Annotated in this window: 21 protein-coding genes; 4 read left to right on the top strand and 17 right to left on the bottom strand. The window is 73.8% G+C overall.

Features of this window, described 5'->3' with window-relative positions; genetic code table 11:
* Positions 1-46: 46 nt before the first annotated feature.
* Positions 47-820, bottom strand: a complete 774-nt coding sequence (locus VFW24_03260; GenBank protein HEX5265768.1) for a hypothetical protein — start codon at positions 818-820, stop codon at positions 47-49.
* Between the two features lie 97 nt (positions 821-917).
* Here VFW24_03260 and VFW24_03255 point away from each other — a divergent pair, with 97 nt between their 5' ends.
* From VFW24_03255 to VFW24_03245, 3 genes are read left to right on the top strand one after another with little or no spacing between them, the layout of a single operon-like run.
* The gene (locus VFW24_03255) at positions 918-1,805 is read left to right on the top strand and encodes a lysophospholipid acyltransferase family protein (GenBank protein HEX5265767.1); all 888 of its coding nucleotides are present in this window, start codon (positions 918-920) and stop codon (positions 1,803-1,805) included.
* Positions 1,806-1,809: 4 nt separating this feature from the next.
* Positions 1,810-2,859, top strand: a complete 1,050-nt coding sequence (locus tag VFW24_03250; protein ID HEX5265766.1) for an NAD-dependent epimerase/dehydratase family protein — start codon at positions 1,810-1,812, stop codon at positions 2,857-2,859.
* A gap of 5 nt (positions 2,860-2,864) precedes the next feature.
* Positions 2,865-3,674: an enoyl-CoA hydratase gene (locus tag VFW24_03245; GenBank protein HEX5265765.1), complete on the top strand. Its 810-nt coding sequence runs from the start codon at positions 2,865-2,867 to the stop codon at positions 3,672-3,674.
* Here VFW24_03245 and VFW24_03240 read toward each other — a convergent pair.
* From VFW24_03240 to VFW24_03175, 14 genes are all read right to left on the bottom strand, one after another.
* Positions 3,671-4,267: a GNAT family protein gene (locus VFW24_03240; protein HEX5265764.1), complete on the bottom strand. Its 597-nt coding sequence runs from the start codon at positions 4,265-4,267 to the stop codon at positions 3,671-3,673. The genes VFW24_03245 and VFW24_03240 overlap by 4 nt on opposite strands.
* Complete coding sequence (locus VFW24_03235) at positions 4,264-5,373, bottom strand: alanine--glyoxylate aminotransferase family protein (GenBank protein ID HEX5265763.1); 1,110 nt, start codon at positions 5,371-5,373, stop codon at positions 4,264-4,266. Before VFW24_03235 ends, VFW24_03240 begins: the two co-directional genes overlap by 4 nt.
* A 20-nt stretch (positions 5,374-5,393) precedes the next feature.
* Positions 5,394-6,347 (bottom strand): exopolyphosphatase, encoded by a 954-nt coding sequence (locus tag VFW24_03230; GenBank protein HEX5265762.1) that lies wholly within the window; start codon positions 6,345-6,347, stop codon positions 5,394-5,396.
* 16 nt (positions 6,348-6,363) lie between these two features.
* Entirely contained in the window at positions 6,364-6,801 is a 438-nt protein-coding gene (locus tag VFW24_03225) for a DUF501 domain-containing protein (GenBank protein ID HEX5265761.1), read from the bottom strand.
* Complete coding sequence (locus tag VFW24_03220; protein HEX5265760.1) at positions 6,798-7,526, bottom strand: SRPBCC family protein; 729 nt, start codon at positions 7,524-7,526, stop codon at positions 6,798-6,800. The genes VFW24_03225 and VFW24_03220 overlap by 4 nt, the downstream gene beginning before the upstream one ends.
* A complete protein-coding gene (locus VFW24_03215; protein HEX5265759.1) occupies positions 7,517-8,077 on the bottom strand; it encodes a nucleotidyltransferase family protein in 561 nt (186 codons plus the stop codon). Before VFW24_03215 ends, VFW24_03220 begins: the two co-directional genes overlap by 10 nt.
* A 13-nt stretch (positions 8,078-8,090) precedes the next feature.
* A complete protein-coding gene (locus VFW24_03210) occupies positions 8,091-9,512 on the bottom strand; it encodes an adenylate/guanylate cyclase domain-containing protein (protein HEX5265758.1) in 1,422 nt (473 codons plus the stop codon).
* On the bottom strand, positions 9,509-10,252 hold the full coding sequence (locus VFW24_03205; protein HEX5265757.1) for an XdhC family protein: 744 nt from the start codon (positions 10,250-10,252) through the stop codon (positions 9,509-9,511). The genes VFW24_03210 and VFW24_03205 overlap by 4 nt, the downstream gene beginning before the upstream one ends.
* Positions 10,253-10,274: 22 nt before the next feature.
* Positions 10,275-10,589: an XdhC family protein gene (locus VFW24_03200; protein ID HEX5265756.1), complete on the bottom strand. Its 315-nt coding sequence runs from the start codon at positions 10,587-10,589 to the stop codon at positions 10,275-10,277.
* Positions 10,586-11,719, bottom strand: a complete 1,134-nt coding sequence (locus VFW24_03195; GenBank protein ID HEX5265755.1) for a VWA domain-containing protein — start codon at positions 11,717-11,719, stop codon at positions 10,586-10,588. The genes VFW24_03200 and VFW24_03195 overlap by 4 nt, the downstream gene beginning before the upstream one ends.
* Positions 11,716-12,552 carry a MoxR family ATPase gene (locus tag VFW24_03190; GenBank protein ID HEX5265754.1) on the bottom strand — a complete coding sequence of 279 codons (837 nt, stop codon included), beginning with the start codon at positions 12,550-12,552 and terminating at the stop codon, positions 11,716-11,718. Before VFW24_03190 ends, VFW24_03195 begins: the two co-directional genes overlap by 4 nt.
* An 89-nt stretch (positions 12,553-12,641) precedes the next feature.
* The gene (locus VFW24_03185; GenBank protein ID HEX5265753.1) at positions 12,642-13,463 is read right to left on the bottom strand and encodes a xanthine dehydrogenase family protein subunit M; all 822 of its coding nucleotides are present in this window, start codon (positions 13,461-13,463) and stop codon (positions 12,642-12,644) included.
* Positions 13,460-13,933, bottom strand: a complete 474-nt coding sequence (locus VFW24_03180) for a (2Fe-2S)-binding protein (GenBank protein HEX5265752.1) — start codon at positions 13,931-13,933, stop codon at positions 13,460-13,462. The genes VFW24_03185 and VFW24_03180 overlap by 4 nt, the downstream gene beginning before the upstream one ends.
* A complete protein-coding gene (locus VFW24_03175; protein HEX5265751.1) occupies positions 13,930-16,233 on the bottom strand; it encodes a xanthine dehydrogenase family protein molybdopterin-binding subunit in 2,304 nt (767 codons plus the stop codon). The genes VFW24_03180 and VFW24_03175 overlap by 4 nt, the downstream gene beginning before the upstream one ends.
* 70 nt (positions 16,234-16,303) lie before the next feature.
* On the opposite strand from VFW24_03175, the gene VFW24_03170 reads away from it, so the two are divergent.
* Positions 16,304-17,224, top strand: coding sequence for an NAD(P)-dependent oxidoreductase (locus VFW24_03170; GenBank protein ID HEX5265750.1), 921 nt, complete (start codon positions 16,304-16,306; stop codon positions 17,222-17,224).
* On the opposite strand, the gene VFW24_03165 is transcribed toward VFW24_03170, so the two are convergent.
* Both VFW24_03165 and eno read right to left on the bottom strand, forming a co-directional pair.
* Complete coding sequence (locus VFW24_03165) at positions 17,221-17,649, bottom strand: septum formation initiator family protein (protein ID HEX5265749.1); 429 nt, start codon at positions 17,647-17,649, stop codon at positions 17,221-17,223. The genes VFW24_03170 and VFW24_03165 overlap by 4 nt on opposite strands.
* Before the next feature lie 16 nt (positions 17,650-17,665).
* The coding region (gene eno / locus VFW24_03160) for a phosphopyruvate hydratase (protein ID HEX5265748.1) at positions 17,666-18,221 on the bottom strand (556 nt) is incomplete at its 5' end.

The raw sequence follows: 18,221 nt of genomic DNA, 5'->3' as shown, positions 1-18,221 counted from the left end.
GCCCCCCGCGCCTACCGATTACGCCACCCGGGCGGGCGCCGGCACGCTACCGCCGGGCTCCCGCCCGGCCCGCGGCGGCCCGGGCGGCGGGGGCGGACGCCCGGCGGTACCAGGCGTCGAGCCGGTCGCGGAGGAACGAAGCCATCAGCGTCTCTCCCTGCGGGGTGAGGTGGAGCCGGTCCGGGAAGACCGCGTCGGGGTGCTGGGCCACGACCGTGGCCCAGTCGGCCACCTCGAGGTTGGGCCAGCGGACCACGGCGGCGCGGATGGCGGCGTTGGTCGCGTCCTGGCCGGGGCGGGTGGCGGTGCCGGTGAGCCAGATCACGTGCAGGCCGGACAGCGCAGCCATGGCCTGGTCCAGGCTGCGGCCGAAGGCGGCCCCGTCGCAGCAGTCGTTGTCCCCGAGCTCGATCACCGCCACCGACCCCATCTGCGGCCGGACCCGGGACAGGATGTCGACCGCCGCCCACACGTGTAGCCCGGGCCAGCCCGCCACGACCGCCCGCCAGCCGTCCGCCTGCAGGGCCGAGCTCACCGGGCCGGCGGCGGCCACCATCACCGAGTCACCCTCCACCCATACGTGCCGGGCCGGGGCCCGCCCCGACGTCCCGAGGGACGCCGCCAGCTCCCGGTTGGAGGAGCCTCCTGCCGTTCCGGGCGCCCGGGCCGCCGGGTGGCGCGGCGCCGCCGCGGTCAACGCCGCTCCGGCGGGCTGCTCGGCGGGCAGGCGGGGGGCCAGCGCCGACAGCAGGACCCCGGCGCTCAACAGGGCCGACAGGGCATAGACCGGCCGCATCCCCGACGACCGCGCCCTGCTCACCAGCGAAGAGTGTGCCCCGCCCGGGTGGCACGCGGGGCGGATCGGCGAGGATTCCCGCCCGGGGGGAGGAGCCGGGGCCCGCCGCTACGATCGGGCCGTGGCAGGGGACGGGAACGTCGTCGGGTTGACCCGGACATCGGGCGCCCTCGTCCCCCTGCGGCGGGACGAGCCGTTCGAGCCGGAGCCCGAGCTCCACGACCCCCGGCTCTCCGACGTCGACGAGTGGGGCCGCTCCGAGAGCGTCCGGGCCCTGGTCCGCCGGCTGTACGACCCGATCTACCGCCAGTGGTTCCGGGCCGAGTGGGACGGCCTCGAGAAGATCCCCACCCAGGGCGGCGCCCTGATCGTGGCCAACCACGCCGGTGCCATCCCGTCCGACGCCCCCGCCATCATGCACGGCATCGAGAGCGAGTTGGGGCGGCCCGTGTACGGAATGGCCGACCACTTCTTCAAGGGGCTCCCGGTCGTCGGAACGCTGTGGTCCCGCGCCGGTGGGGTGGCGGCCCACCCCGAGAACGCCTACCGGCTGCTCCGCGAGCAGGGCCAGCTGGCCCTGGTGTTCCCCGAGGGGACCAAGGGGCCGGGCAAGCTGTACGCCGAGCGCTACCGGCTGCGCCGGTTCGGACGGGGCGGCTTCGTGGAGATCGCCATGCGCGCCGGTGTGCCGGTGATCCCGATCGCCGTGGTCGGGGCCGAGGAGTCGATGCCGATCCTGTGGAAGAGCGGGACGCTGGCCCGGATCCTGGGGGTGCCGTACGTGCCGGTCACCGCCAACATGCTGATGTTCGGCCTCCCCGGTCTGGTGGCCTACTTCCCGGCCAAGTTCCGCCTGAAGGTGCTCGACCCGGTCACCTTCGACGTCCCGCCCGACCAGGAGCGCTACTCCCGGAGCCGGGTCATGGACCACGCCGAGCAGATCCGCCTCGACCTCCAGGAGACCCTCTACGAGATGCTGCGGCAGCGGCGCAGCATCTGGTTCGGCTGAACCGGTGGGCAAGCGCGTCCTGATCACGGGTCTGGGCAGCTTCTGGGGCGGCCGCATGGCCCAGGCCCTGGAGGCGGACCCGCACGTCGAGCACATCATCGGCCTCGACGTCACCGAGCCCCAGGTGCCCCTCGAGCGCACCGAGTACGTGCGCGCCGACCAGGGCTACTCGATCCTCTCCCGGATCGTGAAGGCCACCCAGGTGGACACCATCGTGCACACCTTCCTGGTCGTGGACTCGACGCGCATGAGCGGGCGGGCCCTGCACGAGACCAACGTCATCGGGACCATGAACCTGCTGGCCGCCGCCGGCGCCGAGGAGAGTTCGGTCCGCCACATCATCGTGAAGTCGTCCACCCTGGTGTACGGCTCCAGCCGGGAGGACCCCGCCTGGTTCCGTGAGTCGATGAGCCGGGTGCACCCGCCCCGCAACCGGGTGGAGCGGTCGCTCACCGAGGTGGAGGACTACCTGCGCGACTTCGCCGACGACAACCCACATGTGGTCGTCACCCTGCTGCGCTTCACCAATGTGCTGGGAACCGACATCGTCACCCCGATCTCCCAGGCCCTCGAGCGGCGGGTCGCGCCGGCCATCCTCGGCTTCGATCCTCTCATGCAGTTCGTCGAGGAGGACGACGTCATCCGCTGCCTCAAGTTCGTGTTCGACCGCCACCTCCCCGGCGTCTACAACGTGGCCGGGGACGGGCGCATCCCGTGGAGCGAGGTGGCCCACATCTGCGAGGCGCGCGTGGTGCCGGCCCTGCCACCCGTGCTCACCGGCATGGTGGCCGACGCCCTGGCGGCGGCGCGGGTGATGGACCTGCCCCCCGAGCTCCTCGACCTGCTCCGCTACGGGCGGGGCGTCGACAACCGCAAGCTCAAGCAGGCCGGGTTCCGGTACAACTACACGTCGGCCGGCTCGGTGGAGTCCTTCGCCCGGGCCCGGCGGCTGCGCCGCACCATCGGCGAGAGCCGCCCCGCCTACCGCTACGAACGCGACGTCGAGCAGTTCTTCCGCCGCTCCCCGGCCGTCGTCGACAGGCAGGAGGCCTGACCGGGATGGCCGGCGACACCGGGAGCCTGGTCCGGCTGGAGGAGCGCGACGGTGTGGCCGTGGTGACCCTCGACGATCCCGACAAGCGCAACATGCTCTCCGACGCCATGGTGGCCGAGCTGCTCGAGGTGCTCGACCGGGTCGAGGGATCGGCCACGGCCGGCGCCCTGGTGGTCACGGGGGCGCCCCCCGCCTTCTGCGCCGGCGCCAGCCTCGGAAACCTGGGCCGGGCCGGAGAGGGCGCCCGCCGCGAGGGTGGGGCCCGGCAGTCCGAGGGCCTGCGCGGCATCTACGAGGCCTTCCTCCGGGTCAGCCGCTCCCCGCTGCCGACGGTCGCGGCCGTCAACGGGGCGGCGGTGGGCGCCGGGATGAACCTGGCGCTGGCGTGCGACGTGCGCGTGGTCGCCGAGTCGGCCCGCTTCGACACCCGGTTCCTCGAGCTCGGCCTGCATCCGGGCGGGGGGCACACGTGGATGCTGCAGCGGGCCGTCGGTGAGCAGACGGCGCTGGCCATGGTGCTGTTCGGGCAGGTCCTGCGCGGACCCGAGGCGGCCGCCCGGGGGCTGGCGTGGACGTGCCATCCCGACGGGGAGGTCGTCGACGCCGCCGTCGAGCTGGCGGGGCGGGCGGCGTCGGCGCCGCCGGAGCTGGCCCGGCGGGTGAAGCAGACCCTGCGCATTGTGGCCACGCTGGACGACCACGAGGCCGCGGTGGACACCGAGCTGGAGGCCCAGGTGTGGTCGCTGGCCCAGCCCTGGTTCGCCGAGCGGCTGGCGGCGGTGCAGCAGCGGGTGTCGGGCCGGCCGAAGGGCTAGAGCCAGCCGCCGACGATATCGGCGCGCCGCTCCTGCCACTCCTCGGACGTCATGGCGAAGCGGATGTGGTCCTCCCAGACGCCGTTGATCTCGACCAGGCGCAGGGCCAGGCCCTCCTCGCGGACCGACAGCTTCTCCATCACCCGCCGGCTGCGGTGGTTGCGGGGGATGATGTCGATCTCCACCCGGTGCAGGCCCAGCTCCTCGAAGGCGAAGCGCAGCATGCCCGCCACCGCCTCGGACATGAACGAGTTGCCCGCCTGGTGCTGGTCGATCCAGTAGCCGACGTCCCCGGACTGGAGCGGTCCCCGGCGGATCGACGACAGGTTGATCTCCCCGGCCAGGGCGCTGCCGACGAAGATGCCGAACCCGTACGCCGTCCCCAGCTGCTGCTCGCGCGCCCGGGCCCCGCACCGCGAGGCGAAGGCACGAGGATCGTTCACCACGTCGGGCCGGCCGGGCGCCGAGCGCGGCTCCCAGGGCGTCAGCCACTCCTCGTTGCGCGTCCGCACCTCGACCCAGGCCCCGTAGTCCGCCGTGACCAGGGGCCGCAGGACCAGCCGGCGGGTCCGGATCTCGAGGTCGCCCGTCACGACCGCCCCAGGACCTCCGTCAGGGCTGACAGGAGAAGGGTGACGTTGCGCATCCGCGCCGTGTGGCCCATGCAGCCGATGCGCCACATCCTCCCCGCCCACGCTCCGACCCCGCCGCCGATCTCGATCCCGTAGCGCTCGAGCAGGGTGCGGCGCACGGCGGCCTCGTCCATGCCGTCGGGAAGCAGGCCTGCGGGCCAGGTGACCGTGGTCAGCTCCGGAAGGCGGTTGTCCTGGGGGGCGAACAGCTCGAAGCCGAGCGCCTCCAGTCCCTCCTGTAGGGCCCGGCCGCACCGGTCGTGGCGCTCGACGGCCGCCTCCAGGCCCTCGTCGATGATGGCGCCGAGCCCGGCGTGCAGGGCCATGATCATCGTCACCGGGGCGGTGTGGTGGTAGCGGCGGGTGGCCGAGCCGCTGGCCGGCCCGGTGTACTCGGCCAGCATCCCGAGGTCGAGGTACCACGACCGGGGCCGTTCGATCCGCCGGCCCATCGCGGCCGGGCCGATGGTGAACGGAGCCAGGCCCGGCGGGACCCCCAGGCATTTCTGAGTGCCGCTGTAGGACACGTCCACGCCCCAGCCGGTGATGTCGACGGTTATGCCGCCGAGCGACGTGACGCAGTCGACGAGCAGCAGGGCGTCCCCCTTGCCCGCCCCCAGCGGCGCCACGTCGTTGCGCACGCCGGTCGAGGTCTCGGCATGCACGACCGCGATGACCTTCGGCGCCGGATGGGCGGCCAGCACCCGCTCGGGGTCGACGGGACGGCCCCATTCCTCGTCGACGCGCACGACGTCGGCGCCGCACCGGCCGGCCACGTCGCACATGCGCTCACCGAACAAGCCGTTGACCGCCACCACGACCGTGTCCCCGGGCCCGACCAGATTGACGAAGGCCGCCTCCATGCCGGCCGAGCCGGTGCCCGACACCGGCAGGGTGGCGGGATTGTCGGTGCAGAACACCGTCCGCAGCCGGCTGCACGTCTCGTCGAGCACGGCCAGGAAGTCGGGATCGAGGTGACCGAGCAGCGGCCGTTCGAGGGCCAGCGCCACCTCGGGGTAGACGTTCGAGGGCCCCGGGCCCATCAGGATCCGATCGGACAGCGGCACGCCGGCGGACTCTATTGCCTCTATTGCTGCAGGAGGCCGATCACGATGCCGTCGAGGATGTCGGCCTCCGAGGCGAGCAGGTCGTCGAAGCCGAACTGCTCCATGACCGTCACCAGGACCAGCAGCCCACCGACGATCACGTCGGCGCGCTCCCGCTCCAGCCCGGGGACCAGCAACCGGGAGACGTGGTCCATCCCGGCCAGGCGTTCGAGCAGCGCCTGGACGCGGTCGCGCCCCAGCACCCGGTGGTGCACGATCTCCCGGCTGTAGGCGTCGGCGCCGGCGTCGAGGACGGCGGCGGTGCTCACCGTGCCGGCCAGGCCGACGAGGCGCCGGGCCGCCGCCGCTCCGGCGAGGCCGCTGTTCTGCGCCAGCTCGTCCAGCTGGTGGGCGGCGGTGAGGAGAAGGTGGCGGAGGGTGCTTCGCCCCGTGGAGAGCTCGGAAGGCGTCGGTGGGTCGGAGGCCAGGAACCGCTCGGTCACCCGGACGCAGCCGACGTCGATCGACACCGCCACCGGCCCCCACGGCGGGGGGCCGCCGAGGACCAGCTCGGTGGACCCCCCGCCGACGTCGAGAACGAGGAAGGGGCCGTCGGCGGGGTCGAGCCCACTCGTGGCGCCGCGGTAGGAGAGGGCACCCTCCTCCTGGCCGGTCAGCAACTCGGGCCGGACGCCGAGAGCGGCAGCGGCACGGTCGAGGAACTCCCCGCCGTTGGCGGCGTCGCGAACCGCCGAGGTGGCCACCGCCCGGACGCGGGCCGCGCCGTGGTGGCCGGCGACGACCTTGAACTGGGCGAGCACGTCGACGGTGCGGGCCATGGCGTCCCCGGCGAGCCGGCGGGCCTCGTCGACGCCCCGGCCGAGCCGGGTGATGACCATCCTGCGCTCCAGCGTGGCCCCGTCGGGGCCGGAAACGAGGAGGCGGGTGGAGTTGGTGCCGCAGTCGACGGCCGCCACCGCCCCGACCGCTACCACGCCTCCGGCGCTGCCCTCACCCAAGGCGGGCGGCCACCCAGCGCCCCACCGGGTCGTCCCCCCCGGCCAGGTGCCAGGCGTAGTGGGCGTGGAGGCACTTCACGCCCACGCGGGTCCCCCCCACCCCTCCGGCGGGCCGGGGCCCGGCCCACCCGGGCGGCAGCGCCGCATCCCGCTCGGCGGCATAGCGGCGGTGCGCCTCCTCGAGCTCCCCGGGGTCCACGGCGGCCTCGGCGGCGCGGACACCGCCCTCCGACTCGAGGCGGCTGACGGCCTGGCGCGCCGCCGCGCCGACCAGCCAGTAGCGGGTCGGCATCGGGGTGCCGTCGTCCTGGACGGGACCGTTGCGGATGACGACGGGACCGCCCGCCCCGTCGGTGACGACCACCTCGAACGGGGCCCGGGGCTCCCGGCCCAGGAGCTCGGCCACCTCGGCGGCCTGGCCCGGGCTCACCTCCCGCGCAGTACCCGCCACAGGAGGAGAAGGGCGGCCACGCCCAGCACGGCGGGGACCAGGCGCTTGGCCACCGGGGCGCCCGCCGTCCCGAGCAGGTCGACGGGCTCGGCGGGACGCGAGGCGATGGCCCGCACGGCCGGCCGCTCCGCCCCGTTGGGAGACGGGGACCCGGACGGCGCCTCGGCGGGACCGGACGGGGCCGACGCCGACCCGGACGCGGCCGCGGCACCGGGTCCCGACGGGCGCCCGCCGGCCGGGCCCGGACCGGGAGCCGGGCCGGTCAGCACGTCGGTCTCGAGCTGGCGCACGAACTGGTCGAGCAGCTTGGAGCTCACGTCGGCCATCACCCCCCGGCCGAACTGGGCCACCTTCCCCGTCACGGTGAGGTCGGTGGCGATCCCGACCTTGGTGGCGGAGTCACCTTCCGCCGTCAGGGTGGCCGTGACGGTGGCGCTGGCGTTGCCCTGGCCCCGGGTGTCGCGGCCCTCGGCGCGCAGGACCGCCCGCCCACCGTCGCGGTCGAGCTCGGAAAAGCGGGCCTTGCCCTTGTACTGGGCGGTGATCGGCCCGACCTTCACCTTGACCACGCCCCGGTACTCGTCCCCCTCGACCTCCTGCAGCTCGGCTCCGGGCATGCAGGGGGCGATCCGCTCCAGGTCGGTGAGCACGGACCAGGCCTGCTCGACGGGCACCGAGACCCGGAACTCGTGGTTCAACTCCATCGCAAGAGGTCCTCCACCGTGTCGACGTCGATCGGCTCGCCGTCGCACGCTACCTCCACGACCAGCTCGGGCCGGCCGGCCATGAGGGCCCGGGCCCCCTCGTCCCCGCCGGCCGGCAGCAGGTCCCAGACGGCGGCGTCGAGGCGCACCGGGGGCCGGCGCCGGCCCCCGAAGGAGGCGGCCACGATCGGACCTCGGGGGGCCCGGGCCACCGCCCGCCAGGCCTCGGCGGGGACGAGCGGCTGGTCCCCGAGCCCGATCACGACGGCGGCGTGACCCTGGTGGCGGGCCCAGTCCACCCCGGTGCGCAGCGAGGTGGCCTGGCCCTCGGCCCAGGCGTGGTTCTCGAGCAGGGTCACCCCGTCGGGTACGACGGAGGACAGGTCCACCGCCCCCTGGACCACGACGGTCTCGTCCAGACCCGCCTCAGCCGCCGCGTCCACGGCCCAGGCCGCGAGGGGGCGGCCCCGGAACGGGGACAGCAGCTTGTGGTCCTGGCCCGCGAACCTCGACCCCCCGCCCGCGGCCAGAACGACGGCGGCCAGGCTCAAGCGCCCCCGGGGCTCACTGCCACAGGACGGAGTACAGGGTCTGCGCCGCCGACAGCCCCTTGAGCTCGGCCTCCCTGGCGTCCCCGAACCGGAACTCCCCCGTGCCGTCGGCCAGCTCCTTCAGCAGCGAGGAGACGACGACCTCGTTCTCCTTGGCCTCCCCGCAGATGCGGCTGGCGATGATGACCGTGCGCCCGAGGAAGTCGTCACCGTCGCGCACCGTCTCACCCGTGTGCAGCCCCTGGTGCACCCGGATGGGCCGGTCCTCGTGCTCCCGGTTGTAGTCGCTGAAGGCCCGCTGGATGGCTATGGCGCAGCGCAGGGCACGCGACGCCCCGCCGAAGGCCACCATGAACCCGTCCCCCTGGGTCTTCACCTCGTAGCCGCCATAGGCGGCCAGCTGGCCCCGCACCACCTGCTGGTAGGCGCGGACCACGTCGCGCGTGACCAGGTCCCCCAACGCCTCGGTCATCTGGGTGTAGCCGCAGATGTCGCTGAACATGATCGTGACGGTGCCGTCCGGTGCCGTCGGCACCGACTCGAGGTCCTGCTCGGTCGGGAGGGTCCCCTCCTCCGCCTCGTCCACCGGGATGCCCCAGCGCTCGTCCCACCGCCCCCACTGCCGCTGGATCCGGTCGGCATGGCGCTGGACGTGGCGCTCGGCCGTCTTCATGGCCCGCTCGATGCGCTCGTTGATCTCCCGCTGCAGACGGTCGGCCAGCTCGTCGCGTTGGTGAGGCGGCAGAGCGCCGCGCGGCCCCGGCATCCGCGGCATCGGCGGGACGGGGGGAGGATCGAACGCGGTGGCCCGCCGCGCTCTGCGGTCCTCCCGGCGCCGGGCCCGGGCCTCCTTGGGGAGGGGGTCGGGCTTGGACCGGACGTTGACGCCGCCCATGAACGGGAAGGCCCGCACGACAATGCGGGGGCTGCCCGGGATGATCGGGACGTCGGCCACCTTGATGTTCTTGCCCCCCATGAACGGGACGCCGCTCAGCTCGACCTCGTGCCCCTCGGGCACGGTGACCTCGATGCCGCCCATGAACGCCACCGCGGTCACGACGACTTCAGGAGCCTCGATGATCGCCTGGCGGAAGTCGATCTCGCAGCCGCCCATGAACGCCACGGCGTTGACCCGCTCCCCCGTGCGCCAGCGCCCCTTGCGCGCCGCCCCGCTCATCACCGCCACCACCCAGCGGGTGGCCCGGCGCGGGGCCCGCTCCGGAGCCCCGGGCGCCTCGTCGGACGGGAGGTCGGACAGGACCTGATCGAGCTCCCCCCGGCTCTGCGCCTGCAGGGTCCGGCCCACCCGCTCGGAGAACTCGTCGAGGGTCAGGCGGCCGTCGGTGGTGTGCCGCCGGAGCAGCTCCACCACCTGCGCCCGATCCTCGTCCCCCACCCGGGCCGAAGGGACGAGCTCCCCCGCCTCCCCGTTCACTCCGTCAGTCTGTCATGGTGGATCGGGCCGGCCCGGTCCCGGAGCGACAGGACCGCCACGTCCTCGGCGCCGACCCGGAGGGCGATGATCTCGGCGCAGATCGAGACCGCCGTCTCCTCGGGCGTGCGGGCGCCGATGTAACCGACCCGGGTCCCGAGCGCGGCCACGATGGCCGGGACGTCGAACTTCGGGTCGTGGGTGAGCACGCACACCGCGTCCCGGGGGCCGAGGCCGGGGCCGACCTTGGCCAGGTGCCGGTCGGGCCAGTCCACGACCACGTCGTCGGCCATCGGGAAGCGCGCGGGCGTCGCGAACACCGGCCGGGCGTCACACACCGTCACCCGGTAGCCGAGGACCTTGGCCACGCGGGCCAGGGCGGCGGTGAAGTCCACGGCGCCGAAGATCACCATCTGGGGCGGGGGGGCAAAGGCCTCGACGAAGACCGCCACCTCCCGCTGGTTGGCCTGCCCGTGGCGCCCGTAGTGGCGGGTGGCCGACAGCCCCGACTCCAGGGCGCCGAGGGCGTCGCGCGCCACCACCCGGTCGAGGTCGGGGTCCCCGGTCGTGCCCCGGGACTGCTCCCCCGGCCGGACCAGGAGCTTGGCGCCGGGCCGGGGCAGCACCTCGCCGGGGGAAGGCGGGATCTCCCAGTCGGCGGTGTCGGTCAGCTCGACCACGGTGGCGAGCGCCACCGGCTCCTCGGCCCGGATCGAGTCCCGCAGGGCCTCGTAGAGGCTCACCACGCCGTGCCCACGATTGGTTTCACCAATCCAGGGGTTCCACGAACACGTGGATGGTGCCCCCGCACGTGAGGCCGACGGCAAAGGCCTCGTCGTCGGAGTACCCGAAGGTGCACAGGCGGGGCTCCCCCGACGCCAGCACGTCGAGGGCCTCGGTGACCACCGCCCCCTCGACACACCCCCCGGAGACCGAGCCGGCCACCCGGCCGTCCTCGCTCACCGCCATGGTGGCGCCGGGATCACGGGGTCCCGACCCCTCGAGGCCCACGACCCGGGCCACCGCCACCCGCTGGCCCTCTCCCCGCCACCGGTCGATCTGGTCCAGAACCTCTTTCACGCTCCGATCACCTCCGCGAGGGCCTCCAGGGACGCGAGCGAATGGCCCTCCACGAAGTTGTCAACGTACGGGAGGGCCGCCGCCATCCCGCGGGCCAGGGGGGCGTAGCCGGGCGTGGCCTTCAGGGGGTTCACCCACACGACGCGGTGGGCCACCCGGTGGAGGCGGCTCATCTCCTCCGCCAGCTCCTCGGGCTCTCCCCGGTCCCAGCCGTCGGACAGGATCACGACGATGGCGCCGCGGGCCATTCCCCTCACCCCGTAGCGGTCGTTGAACGCCTGCAGGCCCTGGCCCAGCCGGGTGCCCCCCGACCAGTCCGGAACGGCGCCGGCCGCGGCCGCCAGGGCGGAATCGGGGTCGTGGCGGGACAGCTCGCGGGTGAGGCGGGTGAGCCGGGTCCCGAGGGCAAAGGCCTCGACCTTGCCCTTGCCCATCACCGCCACGTGGAGGAAGCGGAGGAGGCTGCGGGCGTAGGGCTCCATCGACCCGCTGACGTCGACCAGCAGCACGACCCGGCGGGGCCGCCACGACGGCTCGAGGTGGGCCCGGCGCATGGGCTCGCCTCCGCTGCGCAGGGCGCTGCGGACGGTGCGGCGGGCGTCGGGCCGGCCCCGCCGGCGGGACGAGCGCTGCATCCGCCGGGAGCGCCGCCGGGTCGCCTCCATCCGCAGCTCGGCCATGAGCCGGCGGGTCTCGGCCAGCTCCTCCGGCGTGCAGACGGCAAAGTCCTTGTCCCGCAGGGTCTCGGTCGGGCTGTACCGAACCGTGATCGTGCGGTCCGGGTCGGGATCGTGGTCGGAGGAGGGCGCTTCTCCCTCCTCGTCGGGCGCCGGCTCGTCGAGCTCGATGACGACGGTGTCGGTGGCGGTGGCGATCGACCCTCGCTCCCGCCCCGCCCAGAAGGCGGCGAAGATCCCGTCGTACACCGCGATGTCCTCGGGCCGGCGGACCAGGGTGGCCCGCCCGGCCCAGTACACCCGGCTGCGCTCCTCGACCCCGGTGGCGGCGAGGGCCTCGGAATAGGCCAGGGCGCTTCCTACCGGGACGCCGAGCCCGGCCCTCCGCAGCATGCGCGCGAACGCCACCGCCATGCGCAGTGGGGAGGTGGGGGCGGCAGCGGTGTCGGTCACGCCCGCGTCGCCCGGCTGACCAGCTCCTCCAGGCCTCCGGCCCGCACCCGGTCGGCGTCCTCCCGGTACTTGAGGACGGTCCCGAGGGTGCGCTCGACGGCGGCCTGGTCCAGACGGGTGCGCCCAAGCGCCGCCAGCGCCATGGCCCAGTCGATGGTCTCCGCCACTCCGGGCGGCTTGTACAGACCGAGGTCGCGCATGGCCTCGACGGCGGCCGCCACCTGCCGGGCCAGGCCCTCCTCCACCTCCGGGGCGCGCAGGCGGACGATGGCCACCTCCCGCTCGAAGTCGGGGTGCTCCACCCAGTGGTACAGGCAGCGCCGCTTGAGGGCGTCGTGGACGTCGCGGGTGCGGTTGGACGTGAGCACCACGACCGGCGGCACCTCGGCGTGGAAGGTGCCGAGCTCGGGCACGGTCACGGCGTAGTCGGAGAGGATCTCGAGGAGGTAGGCCTCGAACTCGTCGTCGGCCCGGTCGACCTCGTCCACCAGGAGCACGGGCGGCGGCTGGCCGGCGGGGCCTCCCTCGATGGCCCGCAGCAGGGGCCGGCGCACGAGGAAGCGCTCGGAGAACAGCTCGTCCTCGGCCTCGGCCGCCACGTCGGCGCCGCCGCCCCGCAGCTCGGCGGCGCGCAGGTGCAGGAGCTGGCGGGAGTAGTCCCACTCGTAGACGGCCTGGGACACGTCGATGCCCTCGTAGCACTGGAGGCGGAGGAGCTCGCCGCCCGTCCAGCGGGCCAGGACCTTGGCCACCTCGGTCTTGCCCACCCCGGCCTCGCCCTCGAGGAGCAGGGGCCGGTGCAGGGTGAGGGCCAGGAAGACCGCGGTGGCCAGGCCCTCGTCGGCCAGGTAGCCGTGCCGCGTGAGGGCGTCGCCGACCGCGTCGGGATCGGCGGGGCCGCTGTTTCCTTTGGAACCTGGACTCAGAGACCGGCCTCCTGCAGGGCCCGGCGGGTGAGGACGCGGGCCAGGTGGCGGCGGAACTCCGGGCTGGCGTTGTGGTCCCCGGTCGGGTCGGTGCCCTCGGCGGCCTGCTCGGCGGCGTCGGCGGCCGAGGCGCCCTGGGCCAGGGCCGCCTCCACCGCGGCCGCCCGGAGCGGGACCGGGCCCATGTTCACCAGCGACACGCCGGTGGTCCCGTTGGCCCGCGCCACCGCCACCCCGACGATGGCCCAGTCCTGGGAGCGGCGCACGAACTTCTGGTAGGCGTGGCCGGCGGCCGCCTTCGGCACCCGGATCTCGGTCAGCACCTCGTCGGGAGCCAGGGCCGTCTCGAGGAAGCCCTGGAAGAACTCCGAGGCGGGGATGACCCGGTCCCCGTTGGGGCCGCGGGCGACCATCGACCCGCCGAGGGCCAGCACCGCCGCCGGCAGATCCGACGCCGGGTCCCCGTGGGCGATCGACCCGCCGATGGTGCCGCGGTGGCGCACCTGGGGATCGCCGACCTTGCCGGCCACGTACGCCAGCAGCGGGACGTGGCGGGTCAGCACCGGGTCGTGGTTGACGTCGTGGTGACGGGTGAGGGCGCCGACCGCGACGTGGTCCCCCTCGTCGCGCACGTATGAGAGGTCGGGCACCCGGCCCATGTCGACGAGCACGGCCGGCGTGGCCAGGCGCAGCTTCATCAGCGGGAGGAGGGAGTGGCCGCCGGCGATGAGCTTGGCGTCCTCGCCGTGCTCGGTGAGGGCGGAGATCGCCTCCGGGACCGAGTCCACCCGGACGTAGTCGAAGGCGGCGGGGATCATCGGGCGCCCGCCGGCGTGCCCGCCACCGCCATGACGGCCTTGACGATGTTGTGGTAGCCGGTGCAGCGGCACAGGTTGCCCTCGAGGCCCTCGCGCACCTCGGCCTCGGTCATCCCGTCGGGATGCTCCTTCACCAGCGACACCGCCGCCATCACCATCCCCGGCGTGCAGTAGCCGCACTGCAGGGCGTGGTGCTCGCGGAACGCCTCCTGCATCGGGTGCATGTGCTCACCGTCGGCCAGGCCCTCGATGGTCGTGATCGAGGCGCCGTCGGCCTGGGCCGCGAGCAGGGTGCACGACTTCACCGACTCCCCCTCGAGCAAGACCGTGCACGCCCCGCAGTTGGTGGTGTCGCAGCCGATGTTGGTGCCGGTCAGGCCCAACTCGTTGCGCAGGAAGAACACGAGGAGCGTGCGCGGCTCGACGTCGCGCTCCTCGGCCTTGCCGTTTACCGTCATCGAGACCTTCACTTGCCGTTTCCTCCTCGGACCTGCGAGATGGCCTGCCACACCCGTTGAGGCGTGGTCGGCATGTCGACGTGGCGCACGCCCAGATGGGCCAGGGCGTCGACCACTGCGTTCTGCACCGCCGGCGTGGAGCCGATGGTCCCCGATTCCCCGACCCCTTTCACCCCGAGGGGGTTGAGCGGGGTGGGCGTCTCCATCGGGATCCGCTCGAAGCTCGGCAGCTCGGTGGCGGTCACCATGGCGTAGTCGGCCAGGTTGCCCGTGAGCGGGTTGCCGTCGGCGTCGTAGACGACCTCCTCGAGCAAGGCCTGGGCCACGCCCTGGGCCAGCCCGCCGTGCACCTGCCCCTCGACCAGCAGCGGGTTCACCATGCGCCCGGCGTCGTCCACCGCGACCATCCGCACCACGTCCACCAGACCGGTGTCGGTGTCGACCTCCACCACCGCCACGTGGGCGCCGAACGGGAAGCTCGGTCCCGGCGCGGTGAAGTCGACCTCGGCGGCCAGGCCGGCGTCACCGGCGGACTCGACCAGCTCCCCCCACGACTTCCCGACGGCGGGAGTGCCCGCCACGTGGAACCGCCCCGCCACCTTGTCGAGGACGACGTCGTCGGGATTGGCCTCGAGCAGCTCGGCGGCCAGCTGGCGGGCCTTCACCAGCACCTCCTCGGAGGCCTGGTGCACCGCCACCCCGCCGGACTGCAGGGACCGCGACGCGAACGTGCCCACGCCCCGGGGCACCAGGTCGGTGTCGGACTGGATGAACTCGATGTCCGCCATCGGGATCCCCAGCGCCTCCGACACGAGCATCGACCAGGCCGTGGCGTGGCCCTGGCCGTGGGCGGACGTGCCGGTGCGGATCCGCGCCTTGCCGTCGGGCAGGACCTCGACGGCGCCGAACTCGGAGCCGGGCATGCCGTTGGTGATCTCCACGTACACGGCGGTGCCGATGCCGAGCTGCTTGGGCTCCCCGGACTGCCGGCGGGCGGCCTGCTCCTTGCGCAGCTGGTCGTAGCCGGCCGACTCCAGGGCCAGGTCGAGGGCGCGCTCGTAGTCGCCGATGTCGTAGGTCGTCCCCGTGGGGGTGGTGTACGGGAAGGCGTCGGCCGGGATCAGGTTGCGGCGGCGGACCTCGGCCGGGTCCATGCCGATCTCGGCCGAGAACAGGTCGACCGCCCGCTCGATGGCCGCCGTGGCCTCGGGCCGCCCCGCCCCCCGGTAGGCGACGGTCGGATTGGTGTTGGTGGCGACCGAGCGGCTGGAGAACTCGACCTTGGGGATCTCGTAGACGCCGGTGAGCATGGTGCGGGTGAACATCGGCAGGAAGGCGCCGAGGTTCGGGTAGGCCCCGGCGTCCTGCACCACCGTCAGCCGGTAGGCCCCGAGCTTCCCGTCCCGGCTGCCCCCGAGCTCGATCTCCTGGACCTGGGCCCGGCCGTGGCCGAGCGAGCTCATGCTCTCGGACCGGGTCTCGGTCCAGCGCACCGGGCGGCCGAGCTGCTTGGCGGCCCAGATCGTGAACAGCTCCTCGGGGTACCCGCCGATCTTGGCGCCGAACCCGCCGCCGACGTCGGGAGCGATCACCCGCACCTGGGACTCGTCCAGGCCGAAGGAGGACTGCACCGTCGCCTTGACGCCGTGGGGCGCCTGGGCCGACGTCCAGTAGGTGATGCGGCCGTCGGACCCCCACGACGCCGCCGACGCCCGCACCTCGAGGGGGCAGGGCGCCACCCGCTGGTTGACGATGCGCTGGCGCACCACCACGTCACAGTCGGCGAAGAGGGCCTCGTCCGGGCTGGCGGCGGGCATCATCCCGACCGCGGCGAGGTCGTCGGGCATGGTGATGGCCACGTTGGTGCCGGCGTCGGGGAACAGGAGCGTCCCCCCGCCGAGCGCCTGCTCGGGGTCGACGACCGCGGGCATCGGCTCGTAGTCGACGAAGATCATCTCGGCGGCGTCGACGGCCTGGGTGCGCGTCTCGGCCACCACCGCCGCGACCATGTCCCCGACGAAGCGGACCACCCCGTCGGCCAGCCAGGGCCGGGCCATGGCCGGTGGGGCAAAGGGCGCTCCCGGCGGCATCGGCGCCAGGTCGCAGTTCGACGCCGTGTAGACGGCCAGCACCCCCGGGGCCCCTTCCGCCTCCGACGTGTCGATGGCCGCGATGCGGGCGTGGGCCATGGTCGAGCGGACGTAGACGACGTGGGCCGCCCCCTCGAGCCGGATGTCGTCGACGTAGGAGCCCCCGACGGTGAGGAACTTCGGGTCCTCCGTGCGCAGCACCCGGTTGCCGAGGATGCTCATGTTTTCGTCCCCCTGTGTCGGGCTCGGGCGGCCCGGGCCGAGGGTAGCAATCGCAGTTACCCTTCCGGCCATGAGCGCACTGACCGGCCGGAAGATCCTCGTCACCGGGCTGACCGGCTCGGTCGGCTTCCCGGTGGCCCGCCGCCTGGCCGAGGCCGGCAACGAGGTCTGGGGCCTGGCCCGGTACTCCGCCAAGGGCAGCCGGGAGCGGGTCGAGGCCGCCGGCGTGCGCCCGGTCACCGCCGACCTGGTCGAAGCGGACTTCTCGGGCGTGCCGGACGACTTCGAGTACGTCTTGAACTTCGCCGTGCTGCACGCCCCCGACTTCGAGACGGCGCTGGCGGCCAACGCCGAGGGGCCGGGGCTGTTGATGTCCCACTGCCGGAAGGCCCGGGCCTTCCTGCACTGCTCGTCGACGGCGGTGTACCAGCCCAACGGCCACCGCGCCTTCACCGAGGACGATCCGCTCGGGGACAACCACCGCCCGGCGGGCATGGTCACCTACAGCATCAGCAAGATCGCCGCCGAGGCGGTGGTCCGGGGGTTCGGGCGGCTGCTGGAGGTGCCGGCCACCATCGCCCGGCTCAACGTCCCCTACGGGGACACGTGGGGCTGGCCGCGCATGATGCTGGACTGGATGCTGGCGGGCAGCGACGTCTACGTGCACACCGACTCCCCCACCCTCTACAACCCGATCCACGAGGACGACATCGTCGCCACCATCCCCGGCCTGCTCGACGCCGCCGCCGTTCCCGCCACCATCGTCAACTGGGCCGGCCCCGAGACCGTCGGGGCCGAGGAGTGGTGCACCTACATGGGCCGGATGGTGGGCGTGGAGCCGAAGTTCAACGCCAGCGAGTTCGCCATCGCGAGCGTGGCCACCGACATCACCCGGATGCGCTCGCTCGTCGGGGAGCCGAAGGTGGGGTGGCAGGAGGGCTTCCGCCGCCTGGTGGAGGCCTCCTACCCCGACCGGGTCAAGCCCGCCTAGCTCCAGAACTCGAGCTGGTGGAGGAAGCGGGACAAGAGGCCCCCTCCCCCCTGCTGCGCCGGCGGGTCGGGCCGGGACCGGCCGCCCGCCTTCGACGCCGAGGCCGGCGCCGCCGCCGGGCCCGTGGAGGTGGCCGGTGCCCCGGGCAGGTGGTACCCGGGGGCGGGGAGGATGGCGTACTCCTCCTGGCCGGGACGGACCAGGCCGTAGCGCTCCCGGGCCAGGCGCTCGATCTCCCCCGGGGTCTGCAGCTGGGCCGCCTCGGACTTTAGGGACCGGTTGTCGACGGCCAGCCGGTCCGCCGTGGCCCGGGCCTGGCCCAGGGCCGAGCGCTGCTCCATGTAGGTGCGCAGGGGGAAGCCGAGCAGGAACATGGCCATGGCCAGCGCCACGAGCAGGGCCAGCGACCAGCGGGCCCGCCTCACCGCCAGGGGCGACACGTCAGCCCCGCGTGCGGGCCAGGGCGGCGGGTCCGCGGTAGGAGGCGGCCTCGGCCAGGTGCTCCTCGATCCGGAGCAGCTGGTTGAACTTGGCCACCCGGTCGGAGCGGCAGGGGGCGCCGGCCTTGATCTGCCCGCAGTTGGTGGCCACGGCCAGGTCGGCGATGGTGGTGTCCTCGGTCTCCCCCGACCGGTGGGACATCACGCTGGCGTAGCCGGAGCGGGTGGCCAGCTGCACCGTGTCGAGGGCCTCGGTGAGCGACCCGATCTGATTGACTTTGACGAGTATAGCATTGGCGACAGAGTCTTCGATGCCGCGGCCCAGGCGCTCGGTGTTGGTGACGAACAGGTCGTCGCCGACCAGCTGCACCCGCCGGCCCAGGGCCGTGGTCAGCGCCGCCCAGCCGTCCCAGTCCTCCTCGGCCATCCCGTCCTCGATGGAGACGATCGGGTAGCGGTCGCACAGATCGACCCAGTAGCCGACCATCTCGTCGGGCGTGAGGGTCCGGCCCTCCCCCGCCAGGTGGTAGGCGCCGTCCCGGTGGATCTCGGTGGTC

This window comes from Acidimicrobiales bacterium (assembly GCA_036273495.1).
Lineage (GTDB): Bacteria > Actinomycetota > Acidimicrobiia > Acidimicrobiales > JAJPHE01 > DASSEU01.
Note: the sequence above shows the minus strand (reverse complement) of the source record. Positions and strands in the feature narration are given on the sequence as shown.